Raw genomic sequence first — 19,474 nt, 5'->3', positions numbered from 1 at the left:
CTTCGCCGTCTACCGCATCTAACAAACCGTGATCAAATCAGGCATAGAGGAACAACGCCGGGGCCGTGCGGTTTGGCTGAGACCGTAGGCGTCTTGGTGGCGATGGCCCGTGCGGTGTTCTCGACCCACACGGCGTCGCCGGGCGCGTCCATCGGCTTGGCCGCCTTCATCCGCTCCGGCGTCCAGTACGCCAGCACCGCCGGGTCACCGCCGGTGCGCTCGAACGACTGCAACTGCGCGGGCGTGTAGGTGCGGGCGGCCTTGTCGCCGGGCAGCCGCACCGGGGCCAGCGAGCTGCTGGTGGCCAAATCGGAGCCGGCGACCATGGTGGGCTTGGTGTTCACCTCGGCCGGAGCGGCGACGGCTCCGGTGACGGTCAGGACTGGCGCGACGACGACGGCCAGTGCGATGACACCCAGGCGCCGAGCGCCCCGGGCAAGATGGATTCTTCCGGACATGACCATACGGCCAACTCCTCGTTGTCGAGCAACCGCATCCGGTTGCCTCCGAAATCCACGCACCGCGCCGGCCCTGTCGCCAAAAGTCACGCCCTCGACCAGCCAGCTCGGGACAGACTCCCTCAGCAAAGGATCTGCACGGCTGACTGATCCGGATGCAGAATCCTCCGCCGGAGACCATCGCATCGCAAGCGAAGGATCCGACATCGTGAGCTATGTGCGTCGACAGGTCGTCCTACCTAGCTACGTCCGCCACGGCTGGTGGAACCCACAATCTTCATCGTCAATGGACTATTTCTGTTCGTCAACCCCGAGCTTCCAGGAGTCCGCCAGATGATGTTGTGGCAACCATGGATGCGCAGGCTGAGCCCTTCGAGTCGAATTCTTGTCACTTCTCGACCAAGGGAAGCCGCCTCCTTCGATATTGCCGCTATCGTCAGCCTTGGGTCATCTGTGTGGATACCTCGAGTTGCGCCGGAGAAGGCCTGAGTTCTGGATGGCTCCTATCAGGCGGGCGCAACCGGTTGTCGTGCATGGCCTACCACCGCAGCCGCCACTGCGGGCGTGACGACACAGCCGCGCCGACCCCCGCAGCACCGAGGACGGTCGCGTTCGGCACATCAGGCAGGGTTGGGGCAGTTGCATCGGCTATGTGGCGCGAGTTCGGCGGTGCGCCGATGCCGGATGGTGTGGGCGCGACGGTCGACCTGTCGCAGTGGTCAGCGGTCAGCCGGCAGATCAGTTCGGCAACCTCGGCCGCGTCTGAATGGCCCGCTGGCTGGCGTGCTCGTCATAGACGAGTGTGCCCGCTGGGGCGGCAGCCTGATCCGACCGCACACGGCCCGCGCCGGCAAGGTGCACTCTCGACTGTCAGCCGGTCGGCCCATAACGGGCTGTGCCGCCTAGCGAGCAGGATGACCGGGTGAAGGCGTTCGTGGGGGTCACCGACGGCGAGTGGCGCAGCTTCCTCGCCGCCCGACCGCAGATCAACGAGGTCAACTTCTGGCGGCCCGGCGGCGGCAGCTTCAAGACCCTCACCCCGGGCGAGCCGTTCTTCTTCAAGAGCCGCTATCCGCACAACCGGATCGTCGGCGGCGGCTTCTTCAGCGGGTTCGCGAAGCTGCGGCTCTCGGAAGCCTGGGGACTGTTCGGCGAGGCCAACGGCGCGGGCTCCCTCGCCGACATGGCCCGCGACATCGGCAAGTACCACAAGGATCCGATCGGCCCCGGCGAGGACCCGGTGATCGGCTGCATCTTCATCCGCGACACGGTCTTCTTCCCCGAGGGTCGGCAGCCGGAGCCGCCGCCGGAGTTCTCGCCGAACCTCACCCAGGGCAAAACCTACGACCTGTCGTCGGGCAAGCACTTCGACTACTTCGAGCAGCTGACGAAGCTGCTGCTCGGCAGCGAGGTGCGGGTCGACCCGGAAGGCACCTGGCACCGGCCGGGTCCGGTGTTCGGCGACCCCCGTCTCCGGCCGCAGCGCCTCGGGCAGCAGTCGTTCAAGGCGGTCGTCCTCGACACCTACTCCCGGCGCTGCGCGATCACCGACAGCAAGCTGCGGCCGGCATTGCAGGCCGCGCACATCCGCCCGGTGGCCGCCGGCGGCGAGCACCGCATCGACAACGGCATGCTGCTGCGGGCCGACGTACACATCCTCTTCGACCAGGGCTACCTGGGCGTCGACCCGAAGCACCGGCTGCTCGTCAGCCGACGCCTGCGCGACGACTTCGGCAACGGCGAACAGTTCTACGCCCGCGCCGGCACCCAGATCGCCGTACCCGAGCAGAAGGCCCGCCGCCCCGACCACGACCTGCTCGAATGGCACACTGACACGGTCTTCCAGCACTGATACTGCAGCCGCACCCGGCAGTCTGTCCCATGGTCCGTGCACCGGGTGCCTACCGGAGGTCATGGCTCCCGTTGCTCACTCGCTGTACGGTCAGGGTAGCTGAGACGGTCCGATGGGGAGGATGCCGGATGTCCGAGACGATCGCCAAGGTCGAGCAGGCGAAGCAGAAGCTGGCCGAGGCGGCGGCGCTGACGCAGAGCGCGATCGAGTCCAGCCGTGGCTACGCCGCGAGCTTCTGACCGGCTGGGAGAATCCCCTGATGTCGACTGTGATCGTGCCCGCCGGGCTGAGTATGGGTCCCCGCTACCGGTACGTCCGCCCACCGGACCCGACACCGGAGTGCTACGAGGTGCATCTCGGTGACGACCTGGTCGAGCTGACCGAGACCGAGGCCGCCGTCTGGGCCGCCGCCTTCCTCTACCCGGACCAGCACGCGAAGCTCACGGTCAACCGCGATTCCCTGGTACGCATGCTGGAGACCGCGCCGAAGCCGGAGCAGCACGCCGCACGCTACGTCGACGATCTGATCGCCCGCGGCCTACTCGTCGAGTTCGACCCCGACGGCGACCTGCAACCGGTCTTCAGCCGCCACAAGCTGCTCCCCCTCGCCCAAGGCCTCGGCACCACGCCCGAGGAACCCGACCTGCATCGCATCGGCATCGGCGACAAGGCGGCGGTCGCGGTACCCATCCAGGTCTACACCCAGTGGTCGTACGCCTTCCTGCACGCCAACTTGTGGGACGCGTGCGCCTTCTACGCCGACCAGTCGGAGGAGGAAGCCGCCGGCGAGAAGCTGCTGGAACTGACGGCAGCGGGGGTAGCCCGCGACGTCGCGATCAACCTCCCGATGATGGTCGTCACCGGGTGCGCCTTCTTTGATCCGGTCGTCCAGACATGAGGTATGGCCGGAAGCAGCGCAAGGGCCAGCAGCAGGCCGAGACCTTCGGCCAGCAGTTCCGCCGGGAGTTCTCAAAGGAGTCGCTCGGCAAGTTGGCCGAGTTGGGCGGTGCCGCCGTCGGCATGTTGCTGGGGCTGGCCTCGACGAAGGCCGGTCTCCCCGTGCCGTCGTCGACAGCGGCGACCGGTGGCGCGATCGCGGGCGCGATGCTCGGGATACTGGGCAAGTCCGCCGCCGGTACGGCCGTGGACCGCATGATGAGCCGGAAGGCCGACGAGGGCAAGCAAGAGCCATCGGGCGGCAAGCCGCCAACAGCGATTCCGGGTACGGGTGAGCCGAAGAAGGTCCTTCGGGCGGTCGATCCCGCGAGACGGGAGCCGCGACACGCACCACCACCACACCGGCCGCGCCGGCTGACCCAACCCCGAGCAGGGTCGGAGGTAGGGCCGACCGCCGGATACATCGGGCGGCTCCGGCAGATCCTCGACGAGATCGAAACCCAGCAAGCGAAGCTGGCGAACGTGGCCAACGCGATGCGGGCGAGCCAGCTCGGCCTGGCGCAACTGCTTGCCGGTGGGCGGCAGGACCGCACGCAGGAGATCTACACCTGGGCCGAACTGTCCCGCACCAACATCGAAGAAGCCGCCGTCCTCACCCACCAGGCCCAGGAGAGCCTGAAGGGATATCTGTCCAACCTGTAGCTCGGACGAGTAGCGCCCGGATCGCGGCAAGAACGGATCTCGCTGTACCGCCCCGACACCTTCAACCGCCGAAGCGGCGCGTAGCGGCAGGTTCAAATTCGGACGCCCGCGATCGGCGACGCTGCTTCGAGTGGAGGGCTCGGGCACGTTATTGGCACGAATAAGCGTACCTGAGCCCTCCACTCGACGGCGGACCGAGAGTCGACGGACCGAGGTGCGCGCTTCTCGGCAGGAGCGGACGCCGTAACCCCGTAGCAGGCCAAGGATCAGGCGTTGTCCGATCGATCGGCGACGAACACGCCGAGGCCCTGCCTGCCGACGAGTTCGCCGGACTCGATCATCGAGTCGACGGCTCGACGTACGGTGGCCGAAGTTGTCGAGTACTGATCCATGAGCTTCCGAGTCGTCGGAATCCGGTCGCCCGGCTTCAACAGCCCTGCTTTGACCTGCGCACGGAGGCCATCACGGATCGATTTCCAAAGGGACACGGCGTAAGTCATGATCCGAGGTCACCACTCCAAGCACCCGAGTAGACGGGCAACGAACCCAGCGTAGCCAAGACCACGGCCAGTTAGGCGGTTCGCAGATACAAACGTGGGCTTCCAGCTACGACCCACCGGTGGCCTCGTTGGCATCGACGACGAAGACACCGACACCGGGTACACCGACGACCAGGCCTTCGGCCTTGAGCGCGATCATGGCGTTGCGGACGACGATCGCCGACACGTTGTGTTCGGCGCAGAGCTGCGACGTCGACGGCAGCTTCGCGCCCGGCGACAACTCGCCGGTCTCGATCTGCTTGCGGATGTGGACGAGGAGGCCTACCCACTTGGCGCTCGGCGGCATCGCCGGCCCTCCCCTGATCAGCGCTGTCGCCAACTGGGCCGGTAGCGGCCGACCCATCAGGCCACCGTCAATACCCCGCCCGCTGCAAGAGTCCGAAGCCCACCTTATCGATCGGCAGGGGTCAGACCTGCGTCTCGTTCGGGTCGGCGACGAAGACGCCGACACCTGGCACGCCTTCGACGACGCGCTCGACCTTCAGCGTGTTGATCGCTTGTCGGACGACGATGGCCGAGACGCCGTGCTCACGGCCAAGCTCGCTGGTCGATGGCAGCTTGTCGCCTGGAGCAAGCTCTCCGGTGGCAATCTTGGCGCGGATGCCGTCGGCAATCTGCGCCCACTTCGGTTTGGCGGGCATTGTCTACTCCCAGATCTGCACCTCACATTCGACCATGAATCAGTGGGTATGGCAAGTGATGACCTGCGAACTTGCTCGTACATCACTTGTTATATACGATGACCGAGCAACCCGCTCCCAGGTCTGCAAACCCGGAGCCAGTTGCGCCGCAAAGAGCCCGGTCGGCCGGCGCCGCCTGTCGGTCGGCCGGGTGCGTCAACCTGCCCGCCACCTGCGACAACAGTCGCATCAGCGGCGGGTGCCATCTCCACGCGTACGGGAGGCAACGTCCGGTGACACCCGACCCCCGCCCCACCCCGAACGTCCCACCACCACCCACCCGGCTACGCCCGGCCGGCAACCAGCGATCCGCGACCTACTACACCCGGTACGCCCGCGCCCGCGTCGTCGAGGCGCAACGCACCATCGACAGTCACACGACCTCGGCGTACACCGGCTGTTGTCTCGGCTGTGGACGGCCCGGACCGTGCGCGGACCTGGCCGAAGCCGAAGCGACGATGCGCCGCTACAACCGGCTGCCGTTCCGCCGCCCCGGCGCGACCCTGCTCGACCCAGGCCGGGTCGCCGACGCCCCCGACCGGCCCCGGTTCTCCTGGCTGGGCAGGTCGGCATGAGCGCCCGGGAGTACGCCGCCGACGCCGCGGCCCTGCAGGTCGCCGCCGACACGATCGGCGCACTGCGGGCGGTCTGCCTGGCCCTGGAGACCGCCGTCACCCACGTCACCGAGCAGCTCGGCGACGCCCACACGCTCGCCCCGGACGCCCGGCTCACCGTCGACCGCTACGAGGAAGCCCTGCACCAGGCGTGGGAGGCGTACGGCGAAGTCTTCGACGCCGTCACCGTCGCCCGGCCGCAGCTGCCCGGCAGCCGCCCGGTCGGCGTCGCCGCCATCATGCGCGGCCTGCGGACCGCCCGCGAGCACGCCGGCCACGCCGCCGGCACCACCGGCGACGCCCGGCCACGGGTGCTGGCCGCCGCCGACCGCCTGGCCCGCAGCGACGACCCGTACGCCCAGGCCGCCGCCGCCCGGCTGCGCACCGCCCTGGCCCGTCTCGACCAGCTCAGCGGCAGCCTCGGCGTCGGCACCGGCGCCCTCGACCGCTACTTCAACGCCCTCGCCAACGGCTACGACCCGCCGCAGCAGCGGCTGCGCCGGCTGGCCGCACGCCGCCCGCTCACCAGCACCCCACCCGCCACCACCGACGCCGACGGCGATCCGCCCGGCGACGGTGCCGACTCCGCCGCACGGCAGCCACCGACCGAGGTACGCGGCCTCGCCGCCCGTACCGCCGCGTCGCTGGTCGCCGCCGGCCGCCACCACGTCAGGTTCCGCACCTTCTGGCAGCTCGTCCGCCACCACATCTGGCAAGACGCCTTCCACACCTGGAGGAGCCGGTGACCAGCGCACCCACCGCCGCCCTGACCTACCTGGTTGCCGGACAGACCGGCGCACACGAACGGCAACTCGCCCGCTTCGACGACGACCAGTGGCAGGAATACCTTGACCTGCTCAGCGGGCTGTTCGTGCTCACCGTGGACCGACGCTTCCGGCCCGGTGACCCGGCCGCGGTGATCCGCTTCGTCGCCAGCGTCCGGGAACGCTTCGACCCGGCCGGCACCGCCATCGACCCGACCGTGGCCGAAACCCTGCTGTACGCCGCCCTCGGCCAGCACGACACCCTGCCCGCCACCGCCGAGACCATCACCGCGCAGACACTGCTTGTCGTCGCCCTGGTCACCGACGAAGGGCTCAGCCCGGCCGGCCTGGCCGACCTGATCGACGACACCACCACGATGATCGCCCTGCACACCACGCCGGCCGAGCCGCAGCGGCCACAGGATGCCGTCGACATCCGGCCCGGCGAGGAAGCCGACCCGCCGACACCCGACAGCACTGCAGGAGACGACCGCCCGACCGAGCTGTGACCCTCCGGCGCTACCGGCAGGACCGCCGGCAGGACGAGTCCTGCCGGCGGTCCTGCCTGTCTCTCGACATCGGACAGCGCTTGACTCAGCGTCATGGCATCAGTTCGGAAAGTGACCACCCTTGCGGTGGTCGTCGCAGCGATGGTCGGCGCGACAACGCTCACCAGTCCCACCTCCGGCTACGCCGAGGCCCACCAGCCGGAGCCGGCCGGGACCACCGAGTCCATCCTCGACCTCATCCCGACACCGACCCTGGACCGGATGGTCGCCCAGGCTCCACTGGTCGACGCGGCCAACGTCATCCGCACCGCGGTCGACCATGCGCCGGGCCGGGGCTACGCCGGCATCGGCCTGGTCGACGACCAGGTCACCCTGTGGTGGAAGGGAGAGCCGCCCGCCGACATCGCCGCGGCCGTCGCCGCCGCCCGCCGCACCGCGCCGGTCGAGGTGGCCGACGCCACCTACTCCCGCGCCGAACTGCGTACGGCAGCCGCCCGGATCGCCCCGGTGGTGGAGGCCGACCCGACCGACGCCAGCCACTCGGTCCGGCTGCGTACCGACGGCACCGGCATCGAGATCGGCGTCGACTACAGCTCGAGCACCGAGCTGCCGACGCTGCCGGAGACCGGTGTCCGTACCACCTTCGTCGAACGCGACCAGCTGGTCGAACGGTCGCGGACCGACGACGCCGCACCGTTCGACGGCGGGGCCGGCATCGGGCCCACCACGCCCTGGTGTACGGCCGGCTTCGGCGTACGTGACGCGGACACCACCGCCGGCTACATCCTCACCGCCGAACACTGCGGGTCGATCGGCTCGGCCTGGCACACCGGCTGGGACACCACCACCGGCACCGGCACGCTGATCGGCTACGCGGTCGACAGCAACGACGACCACGACACGATGATCATCTCGACGTCGGCACCCGGCGGCCACATCTACGTCGGCGGTCAGCACGACGAGGTCCGCGCCGAAGTGGTCGGCTGGACCGAGGTCTTCCCCGGTCAGCTGCTGTGCCAGTCCGGGTACACCTCGGCGGGAGTGCTCGGCGGACCCATCTGCAACCTGCGGGTCGACTACCACTACGACGACATCGAGGACCTCGTCGAGGCCACCCAGCTCGACGGCCACGACTCCGCCCGGGGCGGCGACAGCGGTGGCCCGGTCTACTTCGTCAACCCCGACGGCACCGTGCTCGCAGCCGGCACCACCACCCGGTCGGCCGGACCGGGCTTCGGGTTCCAGGACTTCGCCACCGCCCGCGACGACTACGGCAACCTCGTGCCGGCGACGGCGATCGCCAGCAGCTGCCGAGTCTCCTTTGTGGTCACCCAGTCGTGGGGCACCGGCTACACCGCCAGCGTGACCGTCTACAACGACGGCCCGGCCGTCAACGGCTGGTCGGTGGGCTGGACCTTCCCCGGCGGGCAGCTCCTGCGGGGTCACTGGAACGGCGTCTTCCAGCAGACCGGATCGGCGGTGACCGTCACCAACGAGAACCACAACGCCGCCATCCCGACCGGCGGTGCCGTCAACTTCGGCTACACCGCGGACGGCTCCCCCACCGTCCCGGCGCCGTTCACTCTCAACGGGACCACCTGCAACTGACCCTGTCCACCGACACCGGGTCCCGCCGAATCGCGGCGGGGCCCGGTCCCCTTCGCGGCGGATCAGCATCTCGGCGCGCATCAGAATCCCGGTCAGGACCCGGCCAGTTCGCGCCGCAGGGTGGCGCGCAGGGTCCGCACCTGCGGGGCGTCCAGTTCACCGCACCGGTCGAGCGCCCGCTGGCGCAGCAGGCGCGCGGCGGCCGGGTCCGACGCCGCGCCGGCCAGAGCGGCGAGCGCGGACAAGGTCTGCGCCTCCCACCACGGGCAGGACAGTGCCGCGTACAGGTCCAGCGCCGCCCGCAGCGCCTCGGCCGCCGCGTGGGCCTCGCCCAACGACGCGAGCGCGAGCCCGTACCGGTGCACGGCGTTGGCTTCGCTGAACGTCGCACCGCACCGGCGGAACACCCGCCGGGCGCGGGCGTACTGGTCGGCGGCCTCCCGCAGCCGGCCCATCCCGGCCAGATCCGCCCCGAGACTCACCATCGCGCCGGCCCGGGCCACCGCCGCGCCGGTACGGCTGAGACCACTGTTCCGTCGGTAGAACGCCAGCACCTCGCGGTGCAACTCGGCCGCTTCGGCGAACCGGCCGAGCGCAGCAAGCGACCCCGCCTGCGCACTCGCCGCACTCTGCTCGCCGAGGGCGTACCCGATCTCGCGGAACAGACCGACCGCCCGGCGGCTGTGGTCGACGGCCGACCCGGCGCGGCCGGTGCGGACCAGGACCGCGGCGGTGTAGGTCAGTGCCCACGCCTGCTCCCGGCGGTCCCCGATCCGCCGGGCCAGGTCCAGCGCCCGGTCCAGAGTGGCCAGCCCGTCGACGTTGCGGTCCTGGCAGAAGTACTGGGCCCAACCCAGGAAGTTCAGCAGTACCGCCTCGTCGCGACAGCTGCCGACGGCCCGGGCCGCAGCGACCGCCAGCGAGAAGATCTCTTCCCAGGGGTGCAGGTGACTGTTGGCATCGGAGTACCAGTGCAACGCCCTGGCGAGCGCGATCACGTCGGCGTATCGACCACACCGGGCGGCGTAGCGCAGCGCCGCCAGCCAGTTGCCGGATTCCCGGTCCAGCCAGTACGCCGCCGCCTGATCGTCGTCGAACGGGGAATCGGCCCGACCGGCGTCCGGTTCGAACATCACCCCGGCCTGCCGGGTACGCAGCAGCAGCCAGCCGACCATCCGATCGTGCGCCTCCGTCCGCCGGTCCTGCTGTTCCTCGACGTCGAGGCGTTCCCGGGCGTAGAGCCGAACCAGGTCGTGGAACTGGTACCGGTCGCCCAGGGTCAGCAGGAGACCCGCCTCGACCAGCTCCTCCAGGGCCACCGCCGCGGTCTCCTCGTCGATGCCGGCCACGACGGCGGCCAGTGCGGGTGCGAAATCGGTGCCGGGGATCAGCGCGGCCCGCCGGAACACTCGCGCGGTGACCGGGTCCAGTTGCCGGTACGAGACCTCGAACGCCGACCGTACGCCCAGGTCCCCGGCGGTCAGTACGGTCAGCCTTCGATGTTCGTCGCGGAGCAGGTCCACCAGCCACGCTACTGACCATTGTGGCCGGCTGGCTAGCCGGTTGCCGGCGATCCGCACGGCCAGCGGCAGCTGTCCGCAGAGTGTGACGAGTTGATCGGCGGCGGCCGGCTCAGCAGCGATCCGGTCGGCACCGACGATCGCCGCGAGCAGCGCTCGACCGGCCGCCGGGGCGAGCAGGTCGAGCGGCTGGCGGACCGCGCCGGCCAGGCCGGCCAGCGGACGCCGGCAGGTCACCAGCGCCAGGCATCCCCGCCCGGCCGGCAGCAGCGCACGTACCTGTGCCTCGTTCGCGGCGTTGTCCAGGACCACCAGCAGCGGCCGATCCCGGGTCAGGGTGCGGAACAGGCCGCCCCGCTCGGCCGGCGACACCGGCACCCTGCTGTCCGGCACCCCGAGCGACCGCAGCAGCCCGGCCAGCGCCTCGGCCGGGTCGAGCGGTCCGTCCGGCGAGGCGCCCTGCAGGTCGACGAAGAGCTGTCCGCCGGCAAACGCCCAGCTGAGTCGATGTCCGGCCGCGACCGCGAGGCTGGTCTTGCCGATCCCCGGCGGACCGTGCAGCACCACCACCGAGGATGTGTCCGGCCGGCCGGCGGCGACCTCGGCGGCGAGAGTCGACAGCCGTTGCAGGATCTCCGCCCGGCCGGCCAGGTCCGGGACGGCGGACGGCAGTTCCCCGGGTACGACCACCGCCGGGCCGTCGTGCGGCACCGTGCCGCTGTTGTACTGCCCGTGCGGCACCGTGCCGCTGTCGCGCGGCTGCCGCTCGGCCCGGGCCAGGGCGACGAAGCAGTCGCGGTCCGCCCCGGCCAGCCGCAGGGCATCGGCGAGCAGCACCACCGTCCGTCGTTGCGGGCTGCGCACCCGGCCGCGCTCCATTTCCCGGATGCTGCGGACGCTGGAACCCGCCGCCTCGGCAAGCTCCTCCTGGGTCAGCCTCCGCTGCAGGCGGAGGGCCCGGAGCAGATCCCCGAACTGGTCATGCTGCACCTGACCGGTAGCCATGGCTTCCCCAACCACCCAACGCCCTGGCGCACATGACGTGCGTGCCGCCACCTCTAGGTAACTAGAATCGGCGACAATAGGCACAGAGTGTGATCGCAGTCGTGACAAAACAGTGACGAGTCGCCGGAACCCGGCCCGCGCCGGCATGGACTCCCAGCCGCTCGATCAGGCGATCGACGGCGGCTAACCGGTGGCCTCCAGGACCGACAGCCACAGGTCGCCGTGCGGGTCGACCTGGCACGCCACGGATCGTGCAACTCGGATCGATGTACTTCACACTCGACTCGTGCCCGGCAGCGGCGAGGTTCTCGACGATCCGCCGCCGCAGGTAGCGGCCGAAATCGTGCAGCCGCAGATTGCCGGAGGCGTCGTGGCCGGCGGGTTCGCCAGCCAGATGCTCCTGGCCGGCGCCCTCGGCGGCGACGACCGTCGTGTGCCCCCGCTCGGCGACCCGGCGACGCAGGTGCGCCAGGAAGCCACCCGGGCCGTCCAGGGCGAACGGAGCCTCGGGCACCAGGACGAAATCGGCGTCGTGGGTGGCCAGGGCCGCGTAACAGGCGATGAAGCCGCTGTGCCGGCCCATCAGCTGCACGAGCCCGATCCCGCCGGGGAACGCGGTGGCCTCCACATGGGCGACCCGGATCACCTCGGTGGCGTGCGCGACCGCCGTCTGAAAACCAAAGCTCTATTCGATGTACGGGATGTCGTTGTCGATCGTCCTCGGCACCCCGACGACGGCAACCGGTCGACCCCGCCGGGCGAGCACCTCGGTGATCCGCGACGCACCCCGCATCGAACCGTCACCACCGATCACGAACAGGATGTCGATGCCGAGCTCGTCGAGGGTGTCGGCAATCTCCTTCGGATCCTGGTTGCCCCGCGACGTACCGAGGATCGTGCCGCCGTACTCGTCGATCCGGTCGACGACCGCCGGCGTCAACGGGACCGGGTCGTGGCCGTGCCGGGCGACCAGCCCTTGATAGCCGTTGCGGAAACCGACGATCTGGCGCACCCCGTAGCCGGTGGTCAGCTCCAGCACCAGAGCCCGGATCACATTGTTCAGGCCGGGACAGAGCCCGCCGCAGGTGACGATCCCGACCCGGGTGCGGGCCGGCTCGAAGAAGATCTTCTGTCGCGGTCCGCCCGGCTCCAGGCTGGGCAGCTCGTCGATGGGCAGACCCCGGCCGGTGAGCATCCCGACGGTGTCGTCGAGCAGCACCCGGTCGGACTCGTCGACGTAGTGCCAGCTGGTGTTGCGCCCGAGCAGCAGTCGGGCCAGCGGCGAGTCGAACAGGCACCCGCCCAGCGTCCGGATCTCCAGTCGCACCGGCTCGTCGGCCATCCACCCATGGTCCCGGCCGTAGTTTTCAGCAGCGTTACCGAACTCGACCGTTGGCCGGTCGGACCACGGCGATCCGCTCACCAACCATCCCGCCGGGAGCCGAATGGCGCAAAGTTGTACCAATGTAAGCATTTGAGTGGATTCGAGTGACACGTACAGTGAGATATCGCCTATGTTGGTCTTACGGCTTCGTCGAGTGGACTACCGAGAGTAGAGGAGGTTGTACCGTCGAATGGAGGAATCATGGCTTCAACCATCCCTCCATCTATCAATGGCGATCGGGCAATCAATCGCATTGGCAATTGGGCCGATTCGAGCCGAAGACTAATGGCGCCCGACTGGTCAGTCTCACCTTCCGCAAGAATCCTACCGCCTTCTTCGACGGTCACCTCCGCAGAGGGAACACCCAGAGCGAAGCAGTCCGCTCCGTTATCCACACACATCGTCACGCGGACAAGAACCTCAAGCTGGGGCCGACCGTCCCCGGCGCAACCACAGAGCGCAGCAAGGATCACAGCCACGAGCAGCGAAATGCCGGTGAGGCGAGTAGGGTTTTGCATGCAGTTCTACCTCCGACACGATCGGGTGGCCGCCGAGCGCTCCTGCGGACTCGGCGACCAACCCAACCCGCGCTTAACAGGGAGTCACCGAGTTCGACGGTTGGCTACCTAGCTGCCATCGGTTGCTGGTGCTAGAGAAGCTTAGGCTGACGCTGAGTGGGACACCAACCGAAACGTTCACGCCGGTACCGTTCCAGGTGTGTCCGTACTTGGAGAAGGCCTGGAGGCTTCCACATCCTGGACTGTCAATGCTGTAGACGATCTGACCCCACCAGAAGTTGTAGTCGGTTCGGCAACAGGCCCCACCATAGTACATCTTGTCCAGCCCAGCGTAACCAACGCCGGCCGCCCCGCCTTCTTCAACGTGCATCCGGCTGGTTGAGCACGCAAAAGTGGTCGTCTTACCGCAGGTCGTGAGCGAGTATCCGGACACCGATTTTACAGATCTATTAAGAGCTATGCCGAAGCCATCCTCGCCAGAGACGTTACAAGTACCGACGCAGCCGAGAGGGTGACCATCGTCAATTCCGTCAATGTTTGTGAATTGCCAGGTAGCGAAGACGCTGTACCTGCCCGTACAGCTATCTCGGTAAACAGAAGGTTTTGGAACCGTAAGCGCACTTTGCCCCTGCAGCTGCAAATCCTCAGATGAAGACTCGCCCGATACCAGAGTCATATTATGCTGAGCCTCTAAATAGCTGTCGATTGCAGCCTGGCCCTCCCCCCGCTGACGCATCTCTATAGTCGCCAGGTTTACAGCTTCGTTCTCAGCCTGGCCATCTGCTTCCCCCACGCGCGCCGGGGAGCACAGCGATTCGGTTGGGTCGGCCTGGACAGGCGAGATTCCAGCGATTGTCGCACCGGCAACGAGGAGAAGGGTAGCGCCAGCCCAGCTAAGCGTGAGGCGCACCGTCCGTCGTGCTTCCAACTCGACTCCTAGCGATGTAGGGGATGGACACGCCAGTAGCTCACTTGCCGCAATCGTCGAACTACCGTACGCACACCCCACGTTACCGGCATTTCGCGACGACGTCGACCAAAGTGGATCTATGTCTACTGTCGTCCGCACTGTCGACAATCGGGTGTAGACGGACAGGACACGTGGCGACATGGGCTGCCGCCATTCGATCGTGCGGCGCAACAGTCGCCAACTATCTCGCAGATCACTGAGCCTTTTCCAAGTTGATCTCGCAGCTCAGGGCGGATGCGGTAGGCCCGCTGATCGATGGGTGCGAGGCTCCAGGTAGGACAGCTGTCGACCAAGACTCGAAGCCCCGACCGGGAGCCTCGCCATGCTGTCCTACCCCGCCACGATCTCGTTGTCCAGCCGCACCCTGAACCACCTGGCCGAACGCATCCGCAGCCACCGTAAGCAGCGCCGATCGCGGTGGCGGCGCCTCGAACCCGGCCGGCAGGCGCTGCTCGCCCTGGCCCATCTGCGCAACGGCGACACCTACACCCGACTCGCGGCCGGCTTCGAGATCGGCGTCGCCACCGCCTGGCGCTACGTCCAGGAAGCGATAGCCCTGCTCGCGACGGCCGCCGATGACCTGGCCACCGCCATGGTACGGATCCGCCGACTGGCGTACGCGATCCTGGACGGCACCCTGATTCCGATCGATCGGGTCGCCGACCAGCGACCCTACTACTCTGGGAAACACAAGCACCACGGCGTGAATGTGCAGGTCATCGCCGATGCCGCTGGCCGGCTCGTCTGGGCTTCACCGGCGCTGCCCGGTTCGGTTCATGACCTAACCGCAGCCAGGACCTACGGCATTATCGATGCGCTGACCAGGGCGGACGTGATGACCTTCGCCGATAAGGGCTACCAAGGAGCCCGCGGCAGCGTGCGCACTCCGTTCAAGCGACGCCGCTTCCGCCCGAAGCTGTCACGCCGGCAGAAGGCTATCAACCGCGCCCACGCGAAGATCCGCGCCCGCGGTGAACGCGCAATCGCCACCCTCAAGGCCTGGAAGATCCTGGCCAAGCTGCGCTGCTGTCCACGGCGAGCGACCGCGATCGTGCAGGCCATCCTCGTTCTGCACCACGTCGAGACCGACCGCTACGCAGCATGAAAAGGGCTCACTCGATGACATCCCACACGGCTCGTTGCCCAGGGCAGCCGTCGAGCCAGCAGCTGCGAAGGGTTGCTCCATGCTGCGCAAACCGCCCTGCGATCCGCCGCCGGCTCAGAACTCGTCGAGTTGGAGGAGGACCAGCAGCAGGAGCATCGAGGCGGCGGCACCGGCGAAGCTGATCAGGAACCCCAGCTTCGGGAACCGGGGGCCGCCGTCGGTTTCCAGCCGGGCGGTGCCCCACTTGCTGATCACGAAGTACGCGGCGAAGAAGCCGGTCGCCGGGAAGCCGGCGCAGGACCAGATCCACTTGGTGCTGTAGTCGACGCCGGCGGTCACCGGGTTCAGGAAGAACCCGAACTGCAGGACTGCGACGGCGGCGGCGAACCCCAGGTAGACGGTGACCGCCCGGGCCAGCGGTGACCAGCCGGGCAACAGCGGCGGGCGGCCGGCGGCCCGCTCCGCCTCGGTGGCGGCGGCGTCGGCCTCGTCGAGCTGCCGGCGGGCCGCCTCCAGCTCCTGCTCCGGATCCGCTGAGAACCCGTTAGCCGCAGCCGGGTCACCGGAGACCGGCGCCGCCGACACCGGGCCGGCCGCGCCCGCGCCGCCGTACGGCTGCACCGACCCGGCGGCAGGGGAAAGCGGCCCGGAAGCCCCAGTCGGCAGCGGCACCGGCTGTTCGCCGGTGGCCAGCTCGGGGCGGCGCGGCGGTGGCGGAAGCCCGACCGGCCCCGGCATCGCCTGACCCGGCATCGCCCGGCCCGGTGGGGGCGGTGGGGGCGGTGGCCACGGGACGCCGGCCGGCGAGGCGCCGTACCCGCCGGACTGTTGCTGGCCCGACGCGCTGCCGGCGGCCGGGGTCGCCGCGATCGGCGGCGGCGCGGGCGGTGCCGGCATACCGGCGGCCTGGGCAATCGCCGCCAGCCGCTGCCACTGGGCATACAGCCGCTGGCCGAGCTGGTCGGCGTAGCCGGTGAGCCGCTGCCGGCGCGTCTGGTGCTGCGCCGCACCGGCCTGGCCGGTGCGGTGCAGGTCGTGCAGGTGCCGGGCCAGGGCGGCGTACTCGTCGAAGTCGCTGCTCACCGCGCTCAGCCCTCCTCGTCCAGCTCGCGGCCGGGCAACGCGAACGGCACGATCAGCCGGGTCCGCTGGTCGTGCCGGTCGATCAGCAGCGCCCGGTTCGGCCGCGGCCGGTACGCCAGGTCGTGGGTGCCCAGGTAGGAGCCCAGCTCACCGCCGGGCACGTTCATCGCCACCAGGCAGGCCAGGTCGTCGCGGTTGTGCGAGCCGCCCAGGTCGTCGGCGAGCCGGCGCAGCCCACGCCACCAACCCAGCAGGTGTACGCCGTGGCCGGGACCCTGACGCAGCACCACCTGCAGGTCGTCCAGCCCGGACCGGAACATGTCGTCCTTCGCGCCGAGCACCCCGGCGGCGGCGTCCATGCCGAACACCACCAGGTACGTCCGGCCGCCGTCGGCCGACGCGGCGGTGTCCGGGTTGGCCAGTCGGCGCAGCTCCTCGCGCAGCTCGGCGACGGTCAGCCGGGTGATCGAGTGCCCGAGGGCGTGCAGCGCCTCAGCGGTTTCATCGGCGACCTCGTCGGCGGAGGCGACCAGCGGGGCGAACAGGAACCGGGGGTGGCCGGCCGGCTCCTGCCGGGCCAGGCTGACCGTGGCGGCGTGCAGCACGTCGGCGGCGTGGCCGGTGGTGCCGACCACCGCGATGTGCCGGCCCGGGGTGGCGTCCAGCGGGAACACCGCCGACGTCAGGTCCACGTCGACCTGCCGGCCGACCAGCGCCAGCGGGCGCCGCCCGCCGGGGGCCAGTGAGCGGTACGTCGGGTCGCCGTCGAGGTGCGCCGCCTCGTACCCCTTGAAGATCGCCGGTGGCCGGGAGCCGGCGGCGCGGGCCTGCCACAGCTCGTGGCGCAGCGCGGCGATCCGCCGGGCCCCGCCGTGCGCGTCCGGGAACCGGACGACCGTGTTGGCGCCGGCGATGCCGGCCGAGGCGTTGACGATCGCCTGCCCGACCGGCAGCCCACCGGCGGTGTGGTTGAGCGGATCGAGGACGCCGTTGCCGCCGGGCAGCGCCACCCGCAGCGGGAACTGGCCGAAGATCGAGTCGGTCTTGCCGTACAGGGCTTCGATTCCGGACATGCTCTGGCTGGCCAGCACCAGGTGTACGCCGTACGACCGGCCTTTGCGGGCCAGCTCCTCCAGCAGGGCGGCGGCCTCTCGGGCGACCGAGTCGTTGCCGTCGAACAGCACGTGGAACTCGTCGATCACGGCGACGGTACGCGGCGTCGGGGCACCGTCGCGGGGCAGGTCGGCCAGTTTCGTCACGCCGTGGCGTTTCATCGCCGCCGCCCGCCGGTTCAGCTCGCGGCGCAGTTCGCGCAGCACGGCGACGCCGTACTCCCGGTCGGATTCGATGCCGACGGCGCGGGCGTGCGGGATCCACGACGGGTCGCGGCCGGTCGGCACTAACTCGGTGAAGCTGACGCCTTCCTTGAAGTCGAGCAGGTAGAGCGCCAGCTCGTCGGGTGGGTAGCGGGCGGCCAGGCCGTACAGCAGGTCGAGTAGGAAGACGGTCTTGCCGGAGCCGGTGCGCCCACCGACCAGCCAGTGCGGGGTGACGTCGTCGAAGGCGAGGATCGCCGGCTCCCGGCCGGCACGGCCGACGACGGTGTGCAGGCCGGTGCCGGCGGTCTCGGTCCAGACCCGGGGCGGCAGCAGGTCGGCGAAGTCGAGTGCGGAGCCGCGCCGGTGAATCTCGCCGAGCCGGCCGGCGAGGGCCTCGACCACCCGGGCGGGCGGGTCGCCGTCGAGGGCGACCGGCGCGGCCAGGCCACTGCCGTCGGAGCTGAACGGCTGCCCGGGTGGGTCGCCGACCCAGCCCCGGTTGCCGTCCAGTCTGAGCTGGGTGGTGCCGCCGAGCGTGGGCGGCTGCATGCCGGTGCCGGCCGGCGGGTAGCCGGCGATGATCACGCAGACCCGGGCGGATGCTCCGGCGTGGGTGAGCGCGGCGAGGCGCATCAGCTCGCTGCGGGCGTCCGGCAGCGCCCCGGCGACCACGACCAGCAGTTCCGCCGCCTGGCCAGCGGTGCCGGCTTGGCCGCCGGTGCGGGCCTGGGCCGCCCGGACGTGCTGGTCGGCGTCGTCGAGGCGCTCCTTGGCTTCGGTGTCGGTGGCCGCGGGTTGTGCCAGCACACTGGCTTCGACCAGTGGCCGCAACGGCAGGAAGGTGGCACCCATCGACGTGGTGTCCAGTGCGATCACCCGTACCGTGCCGGGGGGTGCCGCGGCGAGCAGCCGGACCACCAGGCTGCGCAGCAGCGCGGCGACCCGCGGCTGCCGGGCGTCGGCGTCGATGGCCAGGTGCGCGCCGGCACCGAGTGGCACCAATGCGGGGAACTCGACTCCGCTGGCGCCTCCGCCTCCGGTAGCGGCTCCGGCTCCGGCTCCGGTAGCGCTGCCGACCGGGTCGGCCATGGCGACTGGGCGGGCCATGCCGACCCGGACCGGGGCCGGCCCGGCAGCGAGGTCCCCAGTGGCGCTGGTGGCACCGGTGGTCAGGGTTTCCCCGACCCGGCGCAGCCTCTCGGTGACGTCGCGGAGGTCCGGGGGCGGTGGGGCAGCGCTGTCGCTGATCGCCCGGCGGGCCGTCGTCAGGTGGGCGATCGCCTGCCGGTGCGCGGCCAACGCCCGGCGGTACGCGGTGCCGAAACTCATCGCACCGGATACGGAGCCTGGACCGGCCCGGAGATGCTGACGGCGTCGCGGCCCGGCAACCCATGCAGTCCGTTCACCACACCCCCACCTGCAGTCGGGTAACCACCGGAACACTATCCGAATCAACTTCCCCCTGTTGACCCGGCCCGTCCCAGCGACGCGCACCGGACCATCCATGCTCACGACACAACCGCGTATCATCTCGGCCGACACCGCGTCGCGCCATGATCGGCCATCACGGGCCAGTCCACCGGCAAGCTTCGGCACAAGTAGACCGATGGCCCAGACAGGCATTTGCCTTCTGGACCCCACGAAAGCGAAAGCCCTCAACATTCGTTGCATTGTTTCAAACTCTGATTCCCCCCGACAGCCACCCTCCGGACACTTGCGGTAATCCGATGATCATTTATAGCGAGAGAGTCCTGACATGAGTTGCGCCGACGAGATCATCGGCACGGCAGCACGAATCTGCAGAGACGCCCATGCCCTTGTCAGCGGCCGATCACGCCGTGGTCGGAGAGACCCTGAGGGCCATTCAAAACCTGATCGACACCCGTAGAGGTGACGGTGGGTGATGTTCGTGGGTGGCCGGCACCG

15 protein-coding genes and 1 pseudogene are annotated in these 19,474 nt (G+C 69.6%); 8 read left to right on the top strand and 8 right to left on the bottom strand.

From position 1 onward, the window contains the following. Window positions 1-32: 32 nt before the first annotated feature. Window positions 33-458 carry a hypothetical protein gene (locus ACFHVL_RS28915; RefSeq protein ID WP_416631675.1) on the bottom strand — a complete coding sequence of 142 codons (426 nt, stop codon included), beginning with the start codon at window positions 456-458 and terminating at the stop codon, window positions 33-35. A gap of 922 nt (window positions 459-1,380) precedes the next feature. On the opposite strand from ACFHVL_RS28915, the gene ACFHVL_RS28910 reads away from it, so the two are divergent. From ACFHVL_RS28910 to ACFHVL_RS28900, 3 genes are all read left to right on the top strand, one after another. After that, the gene (locus ACFHVL_RS28910) at window positions 1,381-2,310 is read left to right on the top strand and encodes an HNH endonuclease (protein ID WP_416631674.1); all 930 of its coding nucleotides are present in this window, start codon (window positions 1,381-1,383) and stop codon (window positions 2,308-2,310) included. A gap of 259 nt (window positions 2,311-2,569) precedes the next feature. Beyond that, window positions 2,570-3,208, top strand: coding sequence for a hypothetical protein (locus ACFHVL_RS28905; protein WP_416631673.1), 639 nt, complete (start codon window positions 2,570-2,572; stop codon window positions 3,206-3,208). Then, entirely contained in the window at window positions 3,205-3,909 is a 705-nt protein-coding gene (locus tag ACFHVL_RS28900; protein WP_416631672.1) for a hypothetical protein, read from the top strand. Before ACFHVL_RS28905 ends, ACFHVL_RS28900 begins: the two co-directional genes overlap by 4 nt. A gap of 266 nt (window positions 3,910-4,175) precedes the next feature. Here ACFHVL_RS28900 and ACFHVL_RS28895 read toward each other — a convergent pair whose 3' ends face one another. The 3 genes from ACFHVL_RS28895 to ACFHVL_RS28885 all read right to left on the bottom strand — a co-directional run bounded on the left by ACFHVL_RS28895 (window position 4,176) and on the right by ACFHVL_RS28885 (window position 5,110). Beyond that, window positions 4,176-4,409, bottom strand: a complete 234-nt coding sequence (locus ACFHVL_RS28895; protein WP_416631670.1) for a GntR family transcriptional regulator — start codon at window positions 4,407-4,409, stop codon at window positions 4,176-4,178. Between the two features lie 106 nt (window positions 4,410-4,515). After that, entirely contained in the window at window positions 4,516-4,812 is a 297-nt protein-coding gene (locus tag ACFHVL_RS28890; RefSeq protein WP_416631669.1) for a winged helix-turn-helix domain-containing protein, read from the bottom strand. A gap of 64 nt (window positions 4,813-4,876) precedes the next feature. Then, window positions 4,877-5,110: a winged helix-turn-helix domain-containing protein gene (locus ACFHVL_RS28885; RefSeq protein WP_289205443.1), complete on the bottom strand. Its 234-nt coding sequence runs from the start codon at window positions 5,108-5,110 to the stop codon at window positions 4,877-4,879. A 272-nt stretch (window positions 5,111-5,382) separates the two neighbouring features. On the opposite strand from ACFHVL_RS28885, the gene ACFHVL_RS28880 reads away from it, so the two are divergent. From ACFHVL_RS28880 to ACFHVL_RS28865, 4 genes are all read left to right on the top strand, one after another. Beyond that, on the top strand, window positions 5,383-5,724 hold the full coding sequence (locus ACFHVL_RS28880; protein WP_416631668.1) for a hypothetical protein: 342 nt from the start codon (window positions 5,383-5,385) through the stop codon (window positions 5,722-5,724). Further along, the gene (locus ACFHVL_RS28875; protein ID WP_416631667.1) at window positions 5,721-6,509 is read left to right on the top strand and encodes a hypothetical protein; all 789 of its coding nucleotides are present in this window, start codon (window positions 5,721-5,723) and stop codon (window positions 6,507-6,509) included. The genes ACFHVL_RS28880 and ACFHVL_RS28875 overlap by 4 nt, the downstream gene beginning before the upstream one ends. Then, window positions 6,506-7,036 (top strand): hypothetical protein, encoded by a 531-nt coding sequence (locus ACFHVL_RS28870; RefSeq protein ID WP_416631665.1) that lies wholly within the window; start codon window positions 6,506-6,508, stop codon window positions 7,034-7,036. Before ACFHVL_RS28875 ends, ACFHVL_RS28870 begins: the two co-directional genes overlap by 4 nt. Window positions 7,037-7,147: 111 nt before the next feature. After that, window positions 7,148-8,644: a cellulose binding domain-containing protein gene (locus ACFHVL_RS28865; RefSeq protein WP_416631664.1), complete on the top strand. Its 1,497-nt coding sequence runs from the start codon at window positions 7,148-7,150 to the stop codon at window positions 8,642-8,644. Window positions 8,645-8,736: 92 nt separating this feature from the next. Here ACFHVL_RS28865 and ACFHVL_RS28860 read toward each other — a convergent pair whose 3' ends face one another. Continuing rightward, window positions 8,737-11,169, bottom strand: coding sequence for an ATP-binding protein (locus ACFHVL_RS28860; protein ID WP_416631663.1), 2,433 nt, complete (start codon window positions 11,167-11,169; stop codon window positions 8,737-8,739). A 61-nt stretch (window positions 11,170-11,230) separates the two neighbouring features. Then, window positions 11,231-12,364 (bottom strand): annotated as a pseudogene (locus ACFHVL_RS28855) (ATP-dependent 6-phosphofructokinase). Between the two features lie 1,999 nt (window positions 12,365-14,363). Here ACFHVL_RS28855 and ACFHVL_RS28850 point away from each other — a divergent pair. Further along, a complete protein-coding gene (locus tag ACFHVL_RS28850; RefSeq protein WP_278168437.1) occupies window positions 14,364-15,146 on the top strand; it encodes a transposase family protein in 783 nt (260 codons plus the stop codon). 114 nt (window positions 15,147-15,260) lie between these two features. On the opposite strand, the gene ACFHVL_RS28845 is transcribed toward ACFHVL_RS28850, so the two are convergent. Both ACFHVL_RS28845 and ACFHVL_RS28840 read right to left on the bottom strand, forming a co-directional pair. Next, the gene (locus ACFHVL_RS28845; RefSeq protein ID WP_416631660.1) at window positions 15,261-16,229 is read right to left on the bottom strand and encodes a hypothetical protein; all 969 of its coding nucleotides are present in this window, start codon (window positions 16,227-16,229) and stop codon (window positions 15,261-15,263) included. A 5-nt stretch (window positions 16,230-16,234) separates the two neighbouring features. Then, window positions 16,235-18,877, bottom strand: a complete 2,643-nt coding sequence (locus ACFHVL_RS28840; RefSeq protein WP_416631659.1) for an FtsK/SpoIIIE domain-containing protein — start codon at window positions 18,875-18,877, stop codon at window positions 16,235-16,237. Between the last annotated feature and the right edge of the window lie 597 nt (window positions 18,878-19,474).

The sequence above is a fragment of the Micromonospora sp. LOL_023 genome (genome assembly GCF_048060115.1).
Taxonomy (GTDB): Bacteria; Actinomycetota; Actinomycetes; order Mycobacteriales; family Micromonosporaceae; genus Micromonospora_E.
The sequence above is the reverse complement of the archived record's forward strand: the minus strand, read 5'-3'. Positions and strand labels throughout refer to the sequence as shown.

What these genes read in the sequence shown, in the direction of transcription:
- ACFHVL_RS28890 (WP_416631669.1), bottom strand. Translation starts at nt 4,812, where the DNA reads ATGGGTCGGCCGCTACCGGCCCAGTTGGCGACAGCGCTGATCAGGGGA.
- ACFHVL_RS28860 (WP_416631663.1), bottom strand. Translation starts at nt 11,169, where the DNA reads ATGGCTACCGGTCAGGTGCAGCATGACCAGTTCGGGGATCTGCTCCGG.
- ACFHVL_RS28875 (WP_416631667.1), top strand. Translation starts at nt 5,721, where the DNA reads ATGAGCGCCCGGGAGTACGCCGCCGACGCCGCGGCCCTGCAGGTCGCC.
- ACFHVL_RS28905 (WP_416631673.1), top strand. Translation starts at nt 2,570, where the DNA reads ATGTCGACTGTGATCGTGCCCGCCGGGCTGAGTATGGGTCCCCGCTAC.
- ACFHVL_RS28885 (WP_289205443.1), bottom strand. Translation starts at nt 5,110, where the DNA reads ATGCCCGCCAAACCGAAGTGGGCGCAGATTGCCGACGGCATCCGCGCC.
- ACFHVL_RS28840 (WP_416631659.1), bottom strand. Translation starts at nt 18,877, where the DNA reads ATGAGTTTCGGCACCGCGTACCGCCGGGCGTTGGCCGCGCACCGGCAG.
- ACFHVL_RS28850 (WP_278168437.1), top strand. Translation starts at nt 14,364, where the DNA reads ATGCTGTCCTACCCCGCCACGATCTCGTTGTCCAGCCGCACCCTGAAC.
- ACFHVL_RS28900 (WP_416631672.1), top strand. Translation starts at nt 3,205, where the DNA reads ATGAGGTATGGCCGGAAGCAGCGCAAGGGCCAGCAGCAGGCCGAGACC.
- ACFHVL_RS28915 (WP_416631675.1), bottom strand. Translation starts at nt 458, where the DNA reads ATGTCCGGAAGAATCCATCTTGCCCGGGGCGCTCGGCGCCTGGGTGTC.
- ACFHVL_RS28895 (WP_416631670.1), bottom strand. Translation starts at nt 4,409, where the DNA reads ATGACTTACGCCGTGTCCCTTTGGAAATCGATCCGTGATGGCCTCCGT.